The 15,031-nt window shown below is 68.1% G+C and carries 15 protein-coding genes; 14 read left to right on the top strand and 1 reads right to left on the bottom strand.

Annotation, left to right across the window (positions count from 1 at the left end):
- The 3 genes from GOARA_RS14095 to GOARA_RS14085 form a co-directional block, all read left to right on the top strand.
- Positions 1-1,332, top strand: a 1,332-nt coding sequence (locus tag GOARA_RS14095; protein ID WP_007323073.1) for a class I tRNA ligase family protein, incomplete at its 5' end; no start/stop codon positions are given.
- A complete protein-coding gene (gene folC, locus GOARA_RS14090; protein ID WP_007323072.1) occupies positions 1,329-2,744 on the top strand; it encodes a bifunctional tetrahydrofolate synthase/dihydrofolate synthase in 1,416 nt (471 codons plus the stop codon). The genes GOARA_RS14095 and folC, both read left to right, overlap by 4 nt.
- On the top strand, positions 2,741-3,145 hold the full coding sequence (locus tag GOARA_RS14085; protein WP_007323071.1) for a DUF4233 domain-containing protein: 405 nt from the start codon (positions 2,741-2,743) through the stop codon (positions 3,143-3,145). The genes folC and GOARA_RS14085 overlap by 4 nt, the downstream gene beginning before the upstream one ends.
- Here the strand turns inward: GOARA_RS14085 and GOARA_RS19050 are convergent.
- Positions 3,142-3,516: a coiled-coil domain-containing protein gene (locus GOARA_RS19050; RefSeq protein ID WP_007323070.1), complete on the bottom strand. Its 375-nt coding sequence runs from the start codon at positions 3,514-3,516 to the stop codon at positions 3,142-3,144. The two genes, GOARA_RS14085 and GOARA_RS19050, sit on opposite strands and share 4 nt — an antisense overlap.
- A gap of 81 nt (positions 3,517-3,597) precedes the next feature.
- Here GOARA_RS19050 and ndk point away from each other — a divergent pair, with 81 nt between their 5' ends.
- The 11 genes from ndk (at position 3,598) to GOARA_RS14025 (ending at position 15,013) form a co-directional block, all read left to right on the top strand.
- The gene (gene ndk, locus GOARA_RS14075) at positions 3,598-4,017 is read left to right on the top strand and encodes a nucleoside-diphosphate kinase (RefSeq protein ID WP_040523313.1); all 420 of its coding nucleotides are present in this window, start codon (positions 3,598-3,600) and stop codon (positions 4,015-4,017) included.
- Positions 4,018-4,417: 400 nt separating this feature from the next.
- Entirely contained in the window at positions 4,418-7,363 is a 2,946-nt protein-coding gene (locus GOARA_RS14070; protein WP_007323068.1) for a translation initiation factor IF-2 N-terminal domain-containing protein, read from the top strand.
- A 136-nt stretch (positions 7,364-7,499) separates the two neighbouring features.
- Positions 7,500-7,811, top strand: a complete 312-nt coding sequence (gene rplU / locus GOARA_RS14065; protein WP_007323067.1) for a 50S ribosomal protein L21 — start codon at positions 7,500-7,502, stop codon at positions 7,809-7,811.
- A gap of 34 nt (positions 7,812-7,845) precedes the next feature.
- Entirely contained in the window at positions 7,846-8,109 is a 264-nt protein-coding gene (rpmA, locus tag GOARA_RS14060; protein ID WP_007323066.1) for a 50S ribosomal protein L27, read from the top strand.
- 94 nt (positions 8,110-8,203) lie between these two features.
- Entirely contained in the window at positions 8,204-9,715 is a 1,512-nt protein-coding gene (gene obgE / locus GOARA_RS14055; protein WP_007323065.1) for a GTPase ObgE, read from the top strand.
- Positions 9,712-10,842, top strand: a complete 1,131-nt coding sequence (gene proB, locus GOARA_RS14050) for a glutamate 5-kinase (protein ID WP_007323064.1) — start codon at positions 9,712-9,714, stop codon at positions 10,840-10,842. The genes obgE and proB overlap by 4 nt, the downstream gene beginning before the upstream one ends.
- On the top strand, positions 10,842-11,402 hold the full coding sequence (rsmD, locus tag GOARA_RS14045) for a 16S rRNA (guanine(966)-N(2))-methyltransferase RsmD (protein ID WP_007323063.1): 561 nt from the start codon (positions 10,842-10,844) through the stop codon (positions 11,400-11,402). The genes proB and rsmD overlap by 1 nt, the downstream gene beginning before the upstream one ends.
- A 9-nt stretch (positions 11,403-11,411) precedes the next feature.
- Positions 11,412-12,251, top strand: coding sequence for an NHL repeat-containing protein (locus GOARA_RS14040; protein WP_083834887.1), 840 nt, complete (start codon positions 11,412-11,414; stop codon positions 12,249-12,251).
- Positions 12,248-13,627 carry a glycoside hydrolase family 125 protein gene (locus tag GOARA_RS14035; protein WP_007323061.1) on the top strand — a complete coding sequence of 460 codons (1,380 nt, stop codon included), beginning with the start codon at positions 12,248-12,250 and terminating at the stop codon, positions 13,625-13,627. The genes GOARA_RS14040 and GOARA_RS14035 overlap by 4 nt, the downstream gene beginning before the upstream one ends.
- Positions 13,624-14,112 carry a pantetheine-phosphate adenylyltransferase gene (gene coaD / locus GOARA_RS14030; RefSeq protein ID WP_007323060.1) on the top strand — a complete coding sequence of 163 codons (489 nt, stop codon included), beginning with the start codon at positions 13,624-13,626 and terminating at the stop codon, positions 14,110-14,112. The genes GOARA_RS14035 and coaD overlap by 4 nt, the downstream gene beginning before the upstream one ends.
- A 118-nt stretch (positions 14,113-14,230) precedes the next feature.
- The gene (locus tag GOARA_RS14025) at positions 14,231-15,013 is read left to right on the top strand and encodes a DivIVA domain-containing protein (protein ID WP_007323059.1); all 783 of its coding nucleotides are present in this window, start codon (positions 14,231-14,233) and stop codon (positions 15,011-15,013) included.
- The last annotated feature ends 18 nt before the right edge of the window (positions 15,014-15,031 follow it).

Raw genomic sequence — 15,031 nt, 5'->3', positions numbered from 1 at the left:
GGCTACACCCAGGAGACAGATGTCCTCGACACCTGGTTCTCCTCGGGTCTGTGGCCGTTCTCGACGATGGGCTGGCCCGACGACACCGACGATCTGCGCAAGTTCTATCCGACGTCGGTCCTCGTCACCGGTTACGACATCCTGTTCTTCTGGGTCGCCCGGATGATGATGTTCGGCACCTTCGTCGGTGAGAAGGACACCGCGGGACTCGCGGAGCGCGAGGCGAAAGTGCCGTTCACTGACCTGTTCCTGCACGGTCTCGTCCGCGACGAGCACGGCCGCAAGATGAGCAAATCGCGTGGCAACGGCATCGACCCGCTCGACTGGGTGGAACGCTTCGGCGCCGACGCACTGCGGTTCACGCTGGCGAGGGGCGCCAACCCGGGCAGCGACATCTCCGTCGGTGAGGACCATGCGCAGAGTTCGCGGAACTTCGCCACCAAACTGTTCAACGCCACCAAGTTCGCGTTGATGAACTCGGCCACCTGCGAGGGTGAGTTGCCGCCGCGCGAGCAGCTCACCGATGCCGACCGATGGATCCTGGACCGTCTCGACGAGGTGCTGGCCGTCGTTGACGAGGGATTCGAGGCTTTCGAGTTCTCCAAGGCCTGCGAGGCGCTCTACCACTTCGCCTGGGACGAAGTCTGTGACTGGTACCTGGAGCTGGCGAAGGTCCAGCTGGCCGACGACGCGCGGAAGGCTGCGACGGCCCGCGTCCTCGGTGCGGTTCTGGAACCACTGTTGCGTGCGTTGTCGCCGGTGATGCCGTTCGTCACCGAAACCCTGTGGAAGGCGCTGACCGGAGGCGACTCGGTAGTGATCGCACCGTGGCCGAAGCCGTCCGCCGCGCCTCGTGACGTCGAGGCCGCCACCCGAATCGAAGATCTGCAGAAACTGATCACCGAGGTCCGGCGATTCCGCAGCGACCAGGGACTGCGTCCGAGTCAGCGTGTCGCCGCCCAGCTCACCCGCATCGACGAGGCGGGTCTGGCGTCGTCGCGGCACTATCTCGACTCGCTGGCGCGGCTGGATCCCGCCGACGACGGGTTCACCGCGACGGCATCTATCGAGGTTCGGCTCAGCTCCGCGACCGTGCAGGTCGATCTGGACACGTCGGGAACCGTGGACGTCGAGGCCGAGAAGCGCCGAGTCGCAAAGGATCTCGCGGTGGCCGAGAAGGAGATGGCGACGACGACGGCCAAGCTGGGCAACGAACAGTTCCTCGCCAAGGCACCGGACGATGTTGTCGCGAAGATCCGGGCGCGCCAGGAAGTCGCGCGGGATGAAATCGCCCGTCTGGGGGCCAAGCTGGCTGCGTTGGGCGGCGCGTGAGCATCCCCGGCTCGGCCGCCTCCGATCCTGGCGATCTCGCCGAGCTTGCCGAGGTCGAGGCCGAACTCGACACGCGCTGGCCGGAGACGAAGATAGAACCGTCGTTGGCCCGGATCAGCGCGCTGCTCGATCTCCTCGGGTCCCCGCAGGAGGCATACCCGTCGATTCACGTCGCCGGAACCAATGGCAAGACGTCGGTGACGAGGATGATCGACGCGCTGCTGACCGCGTTGCACCGCCGGACCGGTCGCATCACCAGCCCGCATCTGCAGTTGGCCACCGAGCGAATCTCGATCGACAACGCGCCGATCTCGCCGCGCATGTACGTCGACGCCTACCGCGAACTGGAACCGTTCATCACCATGGTCGACGACTCGTCGACGGCGGCGGGCGGACCGAGAATGAGCAAGTTCGAGGTGCTCACCGCCATGGCCTACGCGGTGTTCGCCGAGGCTCCGGTCGACGTCGCGGTGGTGGAGACCGGCATGGGCGGGCGCTGGGATGCGACGAACGTGATCTCGTCGCAGGTCGCCGTCATCACACCGATCGCGATGGACCACGCCGACTATCTCGGTGACACGCTCGCCGCGGTCGCGGGGGAGAAGGCAGGGATCATCAAGGGGGCTGCACCCGACCAGTTGGTCCCGCTCGACCCGGTGACGATCGTCGCGCCACAGGTTCCGGAAGTGGCCGAGGTGCTGCTGCGGGCCACCGTCGAGGCGGGAACCATCGTCGCCCGGCAGGACTCCGAGTTCGCCGTTCTCGACGCGCGTACCGCCGTCGGCGGACAGCTACTCGAATTGCAGGGCCTCGGTGGCGTCTACTCCGAAGTCTTCCTACCGCTGCACGGTGCACACCAGGCGGCGAATGCGGCACTCGCACTGGCGGCCGTCGAGGCGTTCTTCGGCGCCGGACCCGACCGTCAACTAGACGTCGAGGCGGTGCGCACCGGATTCGCTTCGGTGATCAATCCCGGGCGGCTGGAGCGCGTGCGCAGCGCGCCGACGGTGTACTTGGACGCGGCCCACAACCCGCACGGTGCGCAGGCGCTCGCGGCGGCGCTCGCCGAAGAATTCGACTTCCAGCGCCTCGTCGGCGTCATCTCGGTACTCGGGGACAAGGATGTCGTCGGCCTGCTCGAAGCACTCGAACCGGTACTCGACAAGGTGGTGATCACCAACAACGGCTCCCCTCGCGCGCTGGACACCGGCGTGCTGGCCGATGCCGCAGAGGCCGTCTTCGGGGAGGACCGCGTCGTCGTGGAGCCGTTCCTGCCGGATGCCGTCGAGCAGGCCATCGCGCTTGCCGAAGAGGACGACGGAGCACCGTTGTCGGGGACCGGGGTCGTTATCACCGGTTCGGTGGTCACCGCGGGCGCCGCCCGGTCGCTGTTCGGAAAGGAACCCGCATGACCAGCGAGCACCCGAGATTCACCGCCCCGGCCACCGATCCGTGGAAGGGGCTGCGCGGAGTGATGTCCGGGCTGCTGATTCTGCAGGCGATCGTCGTCGGACTGGCGTTTCCGGTCGTCGCGAAGATCGGCGACGGACTGACCGTGTACTCGATCGCCTACTTGAGCCTGCTGATCGTCGCAATGATCCTGGCGTGCGGCCTGCAATCGCGCGCGTGGGCGCTGCAGATGAACTGCGCCCTGACATTGCTCACGATTGTGGGCGGAGTCTTCCACTGGTCGATCGCCGTCATCGGGCTGATCTTCGCGCTGGTATGGGCCTACGTCGTCTACATCAAGCGCGACGTCGAGCAGCGGATCGCTCATGGGCAACTCCCGGGCCAGGAGCCGATCGAGGGTTAATCGCCCAGGCGGTCCAGGACGAGATCGAGCTTTCCGCCCATCTCTTCGACCTGGGTTCCCAACCGGTCGACTTTGATATCGATGTGGTCGACCTTGGTGTCCAGCTGGTCGACCTTGGTGTCGAGTGTGTCGACTCTGGTGCTGAGGTCGTCGACTTTGGTGTCCAACTGGTCGACTCTGGTGCCGAGGTGGTCGACCTTGGTGTCCAGCTGATCGACCTTCGTGTCGAGCTGGTCGACCTTGGTTTCCAGCGTATCGAGTCGCACGGTGTGCTGACCGAGGACTTTGCCGTGATCGGTGAGGATCTCGTAGATCGCGCTGATGTCGTTGTCGATCCGGTTGAACTTCCGGTCCTGCTCGGCCGCTTCCATGGGGTCAGCGTACGCGTGCGAGGCGCGGCCGAATACCGCCCGGATTCACATTGTGGATAAGTGCCTCAGTACTATCGTCGCGTGACCGAACGCACCCTGGTACTCATCAAGCCCGACGGCGTGGCCCGCGGCCTCGTCGGCGAAGTCATCCGGCGCATCGAGGCGAAGGGCCTCGCCCTTGTCGCCTTGGATCTGCGCACCGCCGAGCGCGAGGTGGCCGCCGGTCACTACGCCGAGCACGAAGGCAAACCGTTCTACGGCGACCTGCTCGAGTTCATCACGTCCGGCCCGTTGATCGCGGCCGTTGTCGAAGGTCCGCGCGCGATCGCGGCCTGGCGACAGATCGCGGGCGGCACGGATCCGGTGGAGAAGGCTACGCCGGGCACGATCCGCGGTGACTTCGCGCTGGAGACTCAGAACAACCTCGTGCACGGATCCGATTCGCCGGAGTCGGCGCAGCGCGAGATCGCCCTCTGGTTCCCGGAGCTGGCCGACGCCTGACCGCTGGAAGCCGCGCCCGTCGGCGCGGGATTCTCCTTATCCCATCCCCATGTGGGATACTGGCCTGTGTTGCCGCCGACACACACGTGTCGGCTCCGCAACACATGGTGACGGTTCACCGCCCGCGACTGAGATTTCATCTGCGTCGCGTGCAGGCCCTCCCCACGGCGTTTGAATCCTCTTGAAGGGTTCGCCGCGGCGTCGAGGTCTGTGACCGACGCTCACCACGAGGAGCGCATCGCCTGTCTCGTCCGGGATTCCGGTCAGACACCGATCGCACCGAAAGACCAGCTCACGCGGTCGCAACCGGTGAACCCGGCGCGACCCACAACCACATACCGCATGAGCCCCCGAGTGGCCGCGTTGATGTTCGACGCGCCCGGGGGTGCAAGGAGAATACGTGACCGAGAACGGGTCGCCGACCGACGCCAACGCGTCGGGACCGGCAGCAGAACTTCCCGACAAGATGCGCGTCCACGCTCTTGCCCGCCTGATGGGGGCGACGAGCCGTGACGTGCTTGAGCACCTCGAAGCACTGGGATCGGCGGTGCGCAGCGCTTCTGCGACGATCGACCGCGACGTCGCTGAGCGAGTCATCGACCGAGCCGGCGGACTCCCGTCAGCCGAGACGCCCGAGACAGCCGAGGCGGCCCCGGCGCCCCCTGTTGCGGAGACGTTGTTCTCGGCAGCGGCAGAAGTTTCCGATGCCCCGATCACGACGGCGGCGCCGGAAGCCGTGAACCCGCTGTTTCTGCCCCCTCAGGCTCCGGAGCCGGCGCCGCGGGCCGACGACGATGCCGACATCGAACAGGCGGACGCGGATCGCGACGCGAGCGAGACCGAATCGTCCGACGACGAGTCCGACGATCAAGCCGGTCGATCCCGCCGCCGGCGTCGTGGTCGGCGCGGTCGTGGCCGCGGGCGCGGCGAGGGCAACGGCGAGGATACGAACGCCGACGACACCAACGGTGACGCCGACGACAACGCCACCGTCGACGCCGACAAGACGGCGGAGTCGTCGACGACCGACACGGCGACGTCGGATAGTGAGAAGCCCGAAGGCGAACAATCTGAGAACGGTGACGGCGAGGAGTCGGACGGGGAGGGCTCCGGCGCGACCGCCACGTCGAAGCGCCGCCGTCGTCGGCGCCGCCGCAAGGGCGGCGCGGACGGAGGCGAGGAGGCATCGCCGGACGATCCGCCGAACACCGTGGTGCATGAGCGGGAGCCGCGCAGCAAGCGCGCGCGCGACGAGGTGCAGGGCATCTCGGGTTCGACGCGCCTGGAGGCCAAGCGCCAGCGTCGTCGCGACGGTCGTGACGCGGGTCGCCGACGGCCGCCGATTCTGAGCGAGTCGGAATTCCTGGCCCGACGCGAAGCGGTGGAACGGGTGATGGTGGTGCGCGAGAAGGTGCACACCAGCGCCGAGCGTGACGCGGGCGCCCACGAGGATTACACGCAGGTGGCAGTCCTTGAGGACGGCGTACTCGTCGAGCACTTCGTGACGACGGCCAACTCGACATCGCTGGTCGGCAACATCTACCTCGGTCGCGTGCAGAACGTGCTGCCCGGCATGGAGGCGGCTTTCGTCGACATCGGTCGCGGCCGCAACGGCGTCTTGTACGCCGGCGAGGTCAACTGGGAAGCCGCGGGCCTCGACGGCGGTTCCCGCAAGATCGAGCAGGCGCTCAAACCCGGCGACAACGTGCTGGTGCAGGTGTCCAAGGACCCGGTGGGTCACAAGGGTGCCCGCCTGACCACACAGGTCTCGCTGGCCGGCCGCTACCTCGTATACGTGCCGGGCGGATCGTCGACGGGGATCAGCCGCAAGCTCCCCGACGTGGAACGCAAGCGTCTGAAATCGATTCTGGCCAAGATCGTCCCCGACGGTGCCGGCGTCATCATTCGAACCGCGTCCGAGGGGATCAGCGCCGACGATCTCGAAGCCGATATCAAGCGCCTGGAGGCGCAGTGGCGCAAGATCGACGCCGACGCACAAGGAGCGACGGGCAAGTCCGGCAAGTCGGTATCGCCCAAGGCGCTCTACGAGGAGCCCGACCTGCTGGTCCGGGTGGTTCGCGACCTGTTCAATGAGGACTTCCGCAAGCTGGTCGTCGAGGGGCAGACGGCGTGGAGCCTCGTCGAGCGCTACATCACCGACGTCGCCCCCGATCTGATGGACCGCGTTGAGAAGTTCGAGAAGCCCGGGCCCGACGCGCCGGACTCCTTTGTCGTGCACCGCATCGACGAGCAGTTGGCCAAAGCGCTCGATCGCAAGGTGTGGCTGCCCTCGGGCGGCACGCTGATCATCGAGCACACCGAGGCGATGACGGTGGTCGACGTCAACACCGGCAAGTTCACCGGGTCCGGCGGCAACCTCGAGGAAACCGTTACGCGCAACAACCTGGAGGCGGCCGAGGAGATCGTCCGTCAGATGCGGCTGCGCGACCTCGGCGGCATGATCGTCGTCGACTTCATCGACATGGTTCTCGAATCGAACCGCGACCTGGTGCTGCGTCGCCTCACCGAGGCACTGGCCCGCGACCGTACGCGTCACCAGGTGTCGGAGGTGACCTCGCTCGGCCTGGTCCAGATGACGCGCAAGCGGTTGGGCACCGGGCTGTTGGAGGCGTTCTCGACGACGTGCACGCACTGCGCGGGCCGAGGCGTGATCGTCCACGCCGACCCGGTGGAAGTCCGTGGTTCCGAGGATTCCGGCCGTGAGGGCGGATCGTCGAAGCGGTCGAGGCGCAAGGGGCGCAAGTCGGAGCCGGTGGCCGAGTCGAAGGCGCCAGCCCACAATCCGGCCGAACACCCGTTGTTCCGGGCCATGCACGCGCATATCCACGAGAACGACGAGATCGAGACGGTCGACGCAGACGAGGCCGACCTAGACATCGCCGCGACTGGGACGTCCGAGTCCACGGCACCGCCGGAGTTCGATGACGAAACGGCGTCGGAGTCCGTTGCGACCCCGGTGTCCGAGCCCATCGCGACGACGGCGGAACCCGAACTCGAAGTCGCGCCGGTCGAACCGGAACTCGAAGTCGCGCCGGTCGAACCGGAGCCCGAGGTCGCCGAGCCGGCCTCCGAGTCGGAACGGGAGCCGGTGGACCAGCCGGTCCGGAAGCCGCGCCACCGGCGTGTGCGGCGGGCACCGGTGTCGACCGGTTCGGGTACCACGATCGTGATCGGATCGGACGAACACGACGAGACGCCGGCGGTGAGCAGGACGACCGCGGGACCGATCGCGGAGCAATCCGACGTGGAGGCCGTGGCCGTCGTCCGACGCCCGCGTCGCCGGGCCGCGAGTCGGCCGTCAGGGGCTCCGCAGCACGAAGCGTGAGCGTGCTCACGTGGGTCGACCGGCATGCCGGTTTGACCCGCGACGAGGCACTCCCGTAACCTTGGAAAGTCGCCTACCTGCAGCGCAACGCGGGCAGGCATTTTATTTGTGACAACGAAGATTGAGGAACAATCCGATGGCTACGTACGCGATCGTCAAGACCGGCGGTAAGCAGTACAAGGTCGCCGAGGGCGACGTGGTGAAGGTCGAGAAGCTCGAGGGCGAGCCCGGCAGCACCGTCAAGCTCCCGGTCGCCCTGGTCGTGGACGGGGCCAAGCTCACCACCGAGGCCGACAAGCTGGCCAAGGTGTCGGTGAACGCCGAGGTCGTCGAGCACGTCAAGGGTCCGAAGATCCGGATCCACAAGTTCAAGAACAAGACCGGCTACCACAAGCGCCAGGGCCACCGTCAGCAGCTGACGGTGCTCAAGGTCACCGGCATCAAGTAATCAGACCAACAGCTTCCGCAGGAGGACGACAGACATGGCACATAAGAAGGGCGCATCGAGCTCTCGCAACGGTCGCGATTCCAACGCCAAGCGCCTCGGCGTGAAGCGGTTCGGCGGCCAGAAGGTCAACGCCGGAGAGATCCTGGTCCGCCAGCGCGGCACGCACATCCACCCGGGTGTAAACGTGGGCCGCGGCGGCGACGACACCTTGTTCGCACTTGAGGCGGGCGCGGTCGAGTTCGGCAGCAAGCGCGGACGCAAGACCGTCAACATCGTCCCGGACACCGCTTCGGTCTGATCCGGCGGCACTAAGCTCTTCACAGGGCGGGCGGGGATCACCGAGATCCCTCAGCCCGCCCTGTTTGTATTCGAAGTCGATTCAGGAGGCACCGATGTCGCGTTTCGTCGACCGGGTGACGATCCACGTGACCGCCGGCAACGGCGGCCACGGGTGCTCGTCGGTGCACCGGGAGAAGTTCAAGCCGCTGGGCGGACCCGACGGCGGCAACGGCGGCCGCGGCGGCGACGTGCGGCTCGTCGTCGATTCGCAGGTCCACACGCTGCTCGACTTCCATTTCCGCCCGCATGCCCGCGGTGGCAACGGTAAACCCGGCCAGGGGGACAACCGCAACGGTGCGCAGGGAGAAGACCTGGAGCTCGCGGTACCCGACGGCACGGTGATCCTCGACAAGCAGGGCCGCATCCTCGCCGACATGGTCGGCGCCGGCACGACCTTCGTCGCCGCCCAGGGCGGCCGCGGTGGTCTGGGCAACGCCGCCCTCGCCTCCAAGGCGCGCAAAGCGCCCGGCTTCGCGTTGCTCGGGGAACCGGGCCAGGAGCGCGAACTCGTCCTGGAGCTGAAGTCGGTGGCCGACGTGGGGCTCGTCGGGTTCCCGTCGGCGGGTAAGTCGTCGCTGGTGTCGGTGTTGTCGGCGGCCAAGCCGAAGATCGCCGACTACCCCTTCACGACGCTGGCACCGAACCTCGGCGTGGTGCAGGCGGCACCCGGGCGCGGCGGAGAACGCTCAAGTGCGATCGACACGTTCACCATCGCCGACGTCCCCGGTCTGATCCCTGGCGCGTCGGATGGCCGGGGTTTGGGGCTGGATTTCCTGCGCCACCTGGAACGCTGTGCGGTGCTGGCCCACGTCGTCGACTGCGCCACGCTGGAATCCGATCGCGATCCGGTCTCCGACATCGAGGCGCTGGAGGCGGAACTCGCCGCCTATCAGCCCGCGCTCGATGCCGACCACGGGCTCGGAGATCTCGCCGAGCGTCCCCGCATCATCATTCTCAACAAGATCGACATCCCCGAGGCCGCCGAGCTCGCCGACATCGTCGAGCCGGATCTGGAGCGGTTCGGCTGGCCGATCTACCGGGTATCCGCGGTGAGCCACGAGGGACTGCGGGAGCTGGCCTTCGCGTTGGCCAAGCTGGTGCGCGAGTACCGCGAGGCGAATCCGAAGGAAGAGGCGCGGCGCCCCATCATTAGGCCCCGGGCCGTCGATGAAGCCGACTTCACCGTCGAGCCCGACCCGCAGATCGACGGTGGGTTCGTCGTGCGCGGCTCGCGGCCGGAGCGCTGGATCCGCCAAACCCAGTTCGACAACGACGAGGCGGTCGGTTACCTCGCCGACCGGTTGAACCGTCTGGGTGTCGAGGAAGAACTGGTGCGCCTGGGCGCCGAGGCAGGTGCGCCCGTCACGATCGGCGACGTCACCTTCGACTGGGAACCGACCACCCCGACGGGCGACGACGTGCCGGTGACCGGCCGCGGAACCGACATCCGGCTCGACCGCACCGATCGCATCGGCGCCGCCGAACGCAAGGCGGCGCGAAAGCTCCGCCGGGAACACCATGAGGAGTGGGATCACCTCGACGTCGTCGAGGAGGACGACGAATGAGTGCACCGTCAGCGTTGTCGTCGCCGACCCGCGATGCGATCGCGGGGGCGCGCAGTGTCGTCGTGAAGATCGGATCGGCGGCCCTCACCGACCTCGACGACGGCCTCGACACCGCACGGCTGGACAAGCTCGCCGATGCCCTCGAGCACCGGATGCGGTCGGGCAGCGACGTGATCGTCGTGTCGTCCGGCGCGATCGGCGCCGGTCTCGCGCCACTGCGGCTGCGCAAACGGCCGGCCGACCTCGCCACCAAGCAGGCGGCCGCCAGCGTCGGGCAGCTCGCGCTCGCCCACGCCTGGGGGACGTCGTTCGCGCGTTACGACCGGGTCGTCGGCCAGGTTCTGCTCACCGCGCACGACATCTCGCGCCGCTCGCACCATGCCAACGCCCAGCGCACACTGGACCGGCTGCGCTCCCTCGGCGCGGTGGCGGTCGTCAACGAGAACGACACCGTGGCGACCAACGAGATCCGCTTCGGCGACAACGACCGGCTGGCCGCGCTCGTCGCCCATCTGGCCGGCGCGGAGGCCCTCGTGCTGCTCTCGGACATCGACGGTCTCTACGACGGTGATCCGCGCAAGCGGCCCGCGCACGACCCGGCCCGGTTCATCCCGGAGGTCGCCGGCCCCGACGACTTGGACGGAGTGATCGCCGGCTCCGGTGGTTCGCTGGGAACGGGCGGTATGGCGTCGAAGCTCGCCGCGGCGCGGTTGGCCGCGGACGGCGGGGTACCGGTGCTGCTCGCCGCGGCGGCCGACGCCGATGTGGCGTTGCGCGACGCGTCGGTGGGAACGGTGTTCGCGCCGCGCGCCGAGCGGATGTCGGCCAGGCGTTTCTGGGTGCGTCACGCCGCCGAGACCCATGGGCGCGTCGTCCTCGACGACGGCGCCGTCGCGGCCGTGCGCCGACGCCGATCGCTGCTGCCGGCCGGTGTCCTCGAAGCCCACGGAGGGTTCTCGGCCGGTGATGTCGTCGAACTCGTCGACCAGCACGGGGAACCATGCGCGCGTGGCGTGGCCGGATACAGCGCCGAAGAGGTGGTGCAGATGCTGGGCCGCCGGACGTCGACGCTCCCCGCTCAGCTGCAGGGTCCACTCGTCCACGCCGACGACCTCGCGCTGCTCTGATGCCGAGGATCATCGCCGGCGCCTACGGCGGGCGGCGTCTCGTGGTCGCCTCGGATGCGACGCGCCCGACATCTGATCGGGTGCGCGAGGCGCTGTTCGCGGCCCTCGACGCGCGCGTCGACCTCACCGGCATGACCGTCCTCGACCTGTTCGCGGGTACGGGCGCGCTGGGCCTGGAGGCGCTCTCGCGCGGCGCCGCGTCGGCGACCTTCGTGGACGAGGACCGGCGCGCGGTCGGCGGCCTGCGGGCCAACATCGCGGCGTGCGGCGCGGGGGAGAAGTCCACGGTGGCCCGCCGCGACGCGACGGAGTTTCTGCGCTCGGCGCCCGGCCAGAGGTACGACATGATCTTTTGCGACCCGCCCTACGATCTGCCCGACCCGGCCCTGACCGACATCCTGGCACTGGCCGGGCCCATGCTCGGCGACGGCTACTTCGTGCTGGAGCGCGCGAAGCGCTCGAAGCCGCCGTCCTGGCCGCCGACGCTGAGTCCCGTGCTGGACAAGGTGTACGGCGACACACGCGTGGCGTGGGCCCAGCCGTCCCAGACGAAGCCGTAGCCTGACCGCATGCGCGACTATTCCAGGCCTCTTCTCATACCGTTCGCCGGACTCGGAGATCCGTGGGGTGTGGCGGTGGATGCGGCGGGCGATCTCGTGGTGACCGACTTCGAGCGCGATCCGAACGCGCCGCCGGGGCTCGGTGTCACCAAGTGGGCGCGGGCGCGCCGGGTGCCGGCCGACGGTAGCGCACCGGTGCCGCTCCCGATCGGTGGGCTCGCCAGTCCTTTCGGGGTGGCCGTCAACGCCGGCGGCGACGTCTACGTCGCCGACAACAACTTCGCTACCGTCGTGGTCCTGGCGGCGGGGACCACCGCACCGACGTTGCTGCCCGGCATCGGCGACGACCGCAAGCTCGCCGACGTCGCTGTCGGTCCCGACGGCGCGGTCTACGTCGCCTACCAGCCGGGATTCATCCGCGGCGAAGGGAAGGGCGGGGTACTGAAAGTGGATGAGCGGAATCGACGGTTCGGCAAACCCAAACACATCGTCCTCCCGTTCGACGTTCGGTTTCCCAGCGGCCTCGCCGTGGACGGCCGTGGCTCGGTCTATGTCGTCGACGGCACCACGGTGTGGGAATGGACACCGGGGGAGCAGTCCGCGAAGGCACTACCGTTCCTCGGTGTGCACCGGCCGTCGCACGTGGCCGTGGACGCGGCCGGCGCGGTGTACGTCACCGAGGGCGCGGATCGCGGCCGCGTTGTCGTGCTCGAATCGGGATCTGGGGAAACGCAGGTGTTGCCGGTGGACGGCCTGCGTCAGCCACGTGGTGTGGCCGTCGATGCGACGGGCAACGTCTATATCGCCGACCTGGGGAACCGGCGTCTCGTGCGGGTGCCAGTGGCATGATCGTCGACGACCGCGTGGTGGGTACCCGCCCCGATCCCGACCGGCTGCTCCCGCCATCGGTGTTGCGGATGTGGACCGAGCGGGTGGCCGGGGCGGCTGGCGAGCAGTGCGCGACGTTGTTCGCGGCGGCGATGCGGCGGACACTGGCCCGGACCCTGTACCGCCTCGACGACGGCACCGTTTTCGTCATCACCGGCGATATTCCCGCGATGTGGCTGCGAGACGCCTCGACTCAGATGCGACCGTACGTGCGGTTGCTGGCCGCTGACGACAGCGGTCATCTGGATCTTCTCGCCGAGATGATCGGCGGGGTGGTGCGTCGCCAGTTCGCCTTTGTCGCTCACGATCCGTACGCCAACGCGTTCAACGCCGCCCCCAACGGGAACTGCCACGAGCCGCGCGACCTGGGCGACGATCCGTGGCTGTGGGAACGCAAGTACGAGATCGACTCGCTGTGTTTCGGGTTCCAGCTCGCCGACGACCTCGTCGCGGCCACCGGGCGCACCGATCACCTGGACGAGGCGTTCCGGCGCGCGGCACGCGCCGCGGTCGAGACGTTGACGACCGAACTCGACCACGAGAACGCCTCGCCGTACCGGTTCATCCGCCCCGACACCGGCGCGCAGGACGCCCTGGCCCGCGACGGGCGCGGGACACCGGTCGCGGTCACCGGGATGACCTGGTCCGGTTTCCGGCCCTCCGACGACGCCTGCGAGTTCGGCTATCTCGTACCCGCCAACCTGATGGCGGCGCACACGCTCGAGCGGATGGCGGTGTTGCTCCGGTTGGCCGAGGGCGCGGGTGGCCGGGCATCGGATGTAGCGAGTACTGAGGACGCGCTCGCCGACAAGGCGACTGCCCTCGCGAGCCGGTTGCGGGTCGGTGTCGCCGAGCATGGAGTCGTCGAGCATCCGCGCCACGGGGAGATCTGGGCGTACGAGGTCGACGGGCTCGGCGGCGTCCTGCTGGCCGACGACGCCAACATGCCCAGTCTGCTGTCGCTGCCGTTGGTCGCCGGGGTCAGCGCAGTGGATCCGCGGTACCGGCGCACCCGTGGCTTCGTGCTGTCGCCGGACAACCCGTACTTCTACGCGGGCACGACGGCCGCGGGACCGGGCAGTCCGCACACGCCCGTCGATCACGTCTGGCCGATCGCGCTGGCCGTCGCCGGGCTCACCACGCCGGATCGTGCCGAGTCGTTGGCCGCGTTGCGGACGATCGCGGCCACGACCGCGGGCACCGGGCACGTCCACGAGAGCTTTCACGTCGACGACGATTCGCGCTACACCCGGGACTGGTTCAGTTGGGCCGACTCGATGTTCTGCGAGCTGGCCATGCACGTGGCCGATGCGCACACGGTAGGTTCGTGCCCATGACCATCGCACTGTGCCCGGGTTCTTTCGATCCGTTCACTCTCGGCCACCGCTTCGTCGTCGAGCGTGCGGCCGCCCGATTCGACGAGGTGATCGTCACCGTCGTGGTCAACCCGAACAAACAGGGGATGTTCACCGTCGACGAGCGCATCGACCTGATTGCCGCGACGTGCTCCGATCTGCCCAACGTGCGTGTGGACCGCTGGCGCGGACTCCTCGTCGACTACATGCGCAATGAGGGCGTGACGACGATGATCAAGGGCCTGCGCTCGAGCACCGACTTCGAATACGAGGTGCCGATGGCGCAGATGAACCGCGAGCTCGCCGACGTCGAGACGCTGTTCATGTGGGCGGACCCGCGTTATACCCACGTGTCGAGTTCTCTAGTCAAAGAGGTGGCCAAACTCGGAGGCGATGTCGAACCCTTCCTCCCGCCGGTCGTCTATCGCGCGGTGATGGCGAAGGTCAACGGCGAGATGTCGGTCTAGGACCTTCGGCGACACGCCGACCACGTACTACCTCCCAAATCACATGAGCAACATTCGGCACAATGATCACAGAAGCCACATCGGTGGCATCGAGCCACTGTGAGATAGGGGTGTTGCTGTGTACCGCGTATTCGAAGCCCTCGATGAGCTGGTCGCCATCGTCGAAGAGGCACGTGCCGTGCCGATGACCGCGGGCTGCATGGTTCCGCGCGGCGACGTGCTCGAGCTGCTCGACGACATCAAAGACTCCATCCCGTCCGAGCTCGACGACGCGCAGGACGTGCTCGACCAGCGGGACTCGCTGGTCGGCAACGCCCGGCAGAACGCCGAGACGACCGTGTCGCAGGCCAAGGCCGACGCCGACGCGATGGTCGCGGCGGCACAGGCGGAGGCCGACCGGCTCGTCGCCGAGGCGCAGACGGCCGCCGACCGGATGGTCGACGACGCGTCCAACCACAGCAGGACGTTGATCGAGGACGCGACCGAGGAAGCGCACCGTCTGACGACCAGCGCTGCCCGCGAGCACGAGTCGCTGACCGGCCGCGCGCGGTCGGAGGCGGCCCGGATCATCGAGAACGCCAACGCGCACTACGAGCGCTCGGTTGCCGACGGCATCGCCGAGCAGCAGCGCCTCGTCGCCGAGGACGAGGTGGTCGCCGCGGCGAAATCGGAGGCGCAGCGCATCATCGACGCTGCTCACGCGGAGGCCGACCGGCTGCGCGGCGAGTGCGACATCTACGTCGACAAGAAGCTCGCCGACTTCGAGGAGATCCTCACCGGCACGCTGCGCTCGGTCGGGCGCGGACGTCAGCAGCTGCGCACCGGTGCGGGTACGCACGACTATGTCGAGTACCCCCGCGCGGTTGACGAAAAGGAGCGAGAGGCTCCGCTCGCCGGCTGACATGCTGGCGTATCGTGA

The sequence above is a fragment of the Gordonia araii NBRC 100433 genome, assembly GCF_000241265.1.
GTDB classification, from domain to species: domain Bacteria; phylum Actinomycetota; class Actinomycetes; order Mycobacteriales; family Mycobacteriaceae; genus Gordonia; species Gordonia araii.
This window is presented reverse-complemented; position numbering and strand designations above follow the sequence as displayed.

Bases quoted from the DNA above. Each gene is read 5' to 3' on its own strand.
- rpmA (WP_007323066.1), top strand. From the start codon at position 7,846: ATGGCACATAAGAAGGGCGCATCGAGCTCTCGCAACGGTCGCGATTCC.
- rsmD (WP_007323063.1), top strand. From the start codon at position 10,842: ATGCCGAGGATCATCGCCGGCGCCTACGGCGGGCGGCGTCTCGTGGTC.
- GOARA_RS14040 (WP_083834887.1), top strand. From the start codon at position 11,412: ATGCGCGACTATTCCAGGCCTCTTCTCATACCGTTCGCCGGACTCGGA.
- coaD (WP_007323060.1), top strand. From the start codon at position 13,624: ATGACCATCGCACTGTGCCCGGGTTCTTTCGATCCGTTCACTCTCGGC.
- GOARA_RS19050 (WP_007323070.1), bottom strand. From the start codon at position 3,516: ATGGAAGCGGCCGAGCAGGACCGGAAGTTCAACCGGATCGACAACGAC.
- proB (WP_007323064.1), top strand. From the start codon at position 9,712: ATGAGTGCACCGTCAGCGTTGTCGTCGCCGACCCGCGATGCGATCGCG.
- GOARA_RS14035 (WP_007323061.1), top strand. From the start codon at position 12,248: ATGATCGTCGACGACCGCGTGGTGGGTACCCGCCCCGATCCCGACCGG.
- obgE (WP_007323065.1), top strand. From the start codon at position 8,204: ATGTCGCGTTTCGTCGACCGGGTGACGATCCACGTGACCGCCGGCAAC.
- rplU (WP_007323067.1), top strand. From the start codon at position 7,500: ATGGCTACGTACGCGATCGTCAAGACCGGCGGTAAGCAGTACAAGGTC.
- GOARA_RS14085 (WP_007323071.1), top strand. From the start codon at position 2,741: ATGACCAGCGAGCACCCGAGATTCACCGCCCCGGCCACCGATCCGTGG.